Below are 1,074 nucleotides of genomic sequence, written 5' to 3'. Positions count from 1 at the left end.
GCCACCAGCAACGCGCCGATCAGGCTGTATTTTGTTAACGGTGTCATGCCCCCTCCTGGAACAAGATAACGAGGCCGAACTTCACCGCTAATTCATACTCAGCTTTTGCACCTTGACTGCTTTGCCATTCGGCCAACATGAACACCCGATCGGCGCATTGGAGCATTGCCACGCACACGCGCATGTAATCCGCTTCCGAAAGCCCACCGGGTAACACCGCCGGGTTTAGTGGTATATGGCCAGCTAATGCGATTTCCTCGGCGGCTTTGAAAAACTCGTAGCGGTTAAATCCGTCTATGCCGGTCATCGGCCCTGCGATGTAAACTTTCATGCCGGATAATCCTTGAACGGTAGCTGGAAATGAGGCCCGTCTTTAAGCGTCGTCCAGTTGCCGCCCCACTCCACCGGGATTTTTAGCTCGTCGCTGGCTTGCTTGAATGCTGCGGCGATCTGGCGGTAATAGGCCATGTCCCACGACACCACGTTGCCTGGCAGCGCTACAACGTCGAGAGCATGCCCCGTTAGGTGGCGACTTCTCAGCGTTTGGCTTTTTCCTTCACGCAACAAATAGCGCTGGCGGGCCATAGAGCGAAGCCCTTCGGTAATGCGAAAATCAACGGGGGATAGCAACAGCGCGCGGCGGGCCACTTTCACCAGATCGGGGTGTACGCCGAGCAGGTTCTTTTCACTCGTTGAGCCAAAAATAAATTTGTCTGTCATTTCACTACCCCTGTTTTTCTATCGGCTAGATCCTTTATCCGGCTGCCGAAATACTTGGTACCGAGGTACCCGATAAAGACGCTGGCCAGGTAGGCCCAGTCAGTGCCGACGCCAATCAGCGATAGGCCGTCTTTGATAAACCAACCGAATATCGAGCACATCAGCGCATCAAAGAGGGATTTCCAGCTACCATCCCCCTCGTACTTGCCGCGCAGATAGGCCATTGCGCCAGCCAGCAACGCGGCGATCCCCTGCTCTTTTATGGATACAATCCATGCAATAATTGCCGCCCAGACATCTGGGTTACTTTTATGCATCTGCATATGTCCTTACCCCGCTGGGCGTCAGAAATGA

At 54.1% G+C, this 1,074-nt stretch carries 3 protein-coding genes; all 3 read right to left on the bottom strand.

The window, feature by feature from the left end:
* Positions 1-43: 43 nt before the first annotated feature.
* The 3 genes from U869_RS0128460 to U869_RS0128450 are packed head-to-tail and all read right to left on the bottom strand — an operon-like array spanning position 44 to position 1,037.
* Entirely contained in the window at positions 44-331 is a 288-nt protein-coding gene (locus tag U869_RS0128460) for a DUF4406 domain-containing protein (RefSeq protein ID WP_025122627.1), read from the bottom strand.
* A complete protein-coding gene (locus tag U869_RS0128455) occupies positions 328-720 on the bottom strand; it encodes a M15 family metallopeptidase (RefSeq protein WP_025122628.1) in 393 nt (130 codons plus the stop codon). The genes U869_RS0128460 and U869_RS0128455 overlap by 4 nt, the downstream gene beginning before the upstream one ends.
* Positions 717-1,037, bottom strand: a complete 321-nt coding sequence (locus U869_RS0128450) for a phage holin, lambda family (protein ID WP_029988091.1) — start codon at positions 1,035-1,037, stop codon at positions 717-719. The genes U869_RS0128455 and U869_RS0128450 overlap by 4 nt, the downstream gene beginning before the upstream one ends.
* Between the last annotated feature and the right edge of the window lie 37 nt (positions 1,038-1,074).

The sequence above is a fragment of the Serratia sp. H1w genome (assembly GCF_000633355.1).
Lineage (GTDB): Bacteria > Pseudomonadota > Gammaproteobacteria > Enterobacterales > Enterobacteriaceae > Chania.
This window is presented reverse-complemented; position numbering and strand designations above follow the sequence as displayed.

Excerpts from the sequence above, each read along its gene's own strand:
- U869_RS0128460 (WP_025122627.1), bottom strand. The coding sequence starts at position 331 with ATGAAAGTTTACATCGCAGGGCCGATGACCGGCATAGACGGATTTAAC.
- U869_RS0128455 (WP_025122628.1), bottom strand. The coding sequence starts at position 720 with ATGACAGACAAATTTATTTTTGGCTCAACGAGTGAAAAGAACCTGCTC.
- U869_RS0128450 (WP_029988091.1), bottom strand. The coding sequence starts at position 1,037 with ATGCATAAAAGTAACCCAGATGTCTGGGCGGCAATTATTGCATGGATT.